Annotated in this window: 2 protein-coding genes; both read left to right on the forward strand. The window is 72.7% G+C overall.

Translation table 11 applies throughout. The features are described from left to right. Positions 1-632, forward strand: a 632-nt coding sequence (locus tag ACFFNX_RS50170) for a serine/threonine kinase C-terminal domain-containing protein (protein ID WP_378213570.1), incomplete at its 5' end; no start/stop codon positions are given. Positions 633-780: 148 nt separating this feature from the next. Continuing rightward, the coding region (locus ACFFNX_RS50175) for an ATP-binding protein (RefSeq protein WP_378213571.1) at positions 781-1,328 on the forward strand (548 nt) is incomplete at its 3' end.

Genomic DNA, 1,328 nt, shown 5'->3' on the forward strand with positions numbered 1-1,328 from the left:
GCAAGGCCGCGAGCGGCCGCTCGAAGGTGTGGCTGGTCGTCGTGGCGGTCGTGCTGGTGGTGGCGGTGGCCACCGCCACCGTGCTCCTGACGCGCCATTCCGCCGACGGCTCGGGACCGTCGCCCACCCCGACGCCGACGGTTCCGACGGCCGGCCGGACTGCGACGGCCGGCCCGACCGTTCCGGCCGGATACCACCGTTCCGCCGGCCCGGAGGGCACGTCGCTCGCCGTGCCGGCCGGCTGGACCCGCGAGGCGCGCGGAAGCTCGTCGGTGCTGTGGAAGCAGCCCTCCACCGGCGCCTACGTTCAGATCGACACGATCCCCTGGGGGGTCAAGGACCCCGTCGAGCACTGGCACGTCTTCGAGCGTGAGGTGCAGGCCAAGAACGTTCTGCCCGGCTTCCGCGAGCTCCGTCTCAGCGGCCGCTTCTCCCCGCGTGGCTGGCCCGCCAGTGACCTGGAGTACACCTGGACGACCAGCGACCACGGCACCATGCGGGCGATCGACCGCGGGTTCACCGTGAACGGACGGCAGTACGCCGTCCTCGTCGCCGGCCCCGCGAGCCGGTGGGATTCCTACCCCGGCGTCATGGACGGGGTATTCGGGTCATTCCAGCCCGCCGGGGGCTGACGTTCGTCACTCTCCGTGACAGGTGGCGCGGTTCCGTCGCGCGCGCGACCCTCGGTTTCCTCACAATGTGTAATCGTGGGCCCGCGTTCTGTCACGATGGGGTGCGAGAGACGTCGACCGAGCGGCACATCTCGCGAAGGGAGCTCCCGTGCATCCGATTGTGCGGGCGGCCTACCCGGCGGACCGGACCGCCGTCGCGCAGGCACGCCGGTTCGTCCGGGAGACGCTCATCGGATGGGGCGCCGATGACGCGATCGACGACGCCGTCCTGCTGACCAGCGAACTGGCCACCAACGCCGTCATCCACGCGCGCACCTCGTTCGAGGTGGTGTGCCGGGCCACCTCCGCGTCCATCCAGATCGAGGTGGTCGACGGCGACGCCGCGCACGTGCTGCCCGCGCCGGGCGACGGCGACGATCCCAACCGCATCAGCGGCCGCGGGCTCCTCATGCCCGTCATGCTCGCCGCCGAGTGGGGTGTGTCGTACGCCACCGGCTCCAAGACGGTCTGGTTCCGCCTGCGCACACGGGCCGCGCCGCCGCCCGAGCCGCCCGCGTACGCCCTGCCGAGCATCCCGGGCGTCGAGCACAGCCTGGTGCGCCGGCCGGGGGAGGCGACGTACGACGGCGGGCTGTACGACGTGTTCGAGGCGGCGCCGGACCGCTGGCGCTTCGCCCTCGGCGGCGCGTGCGGCAC

The sequence above is a fragment of the Actinoallomurus acaciae genome (genome assembly GCF_042429965.1).
GTDB lineage: Bacteria > Actinomycetota > Actinomycetes > Streptosporangiales > Streptosporangiaceae > Actinoallomurus > Actinoallomurus acaciae.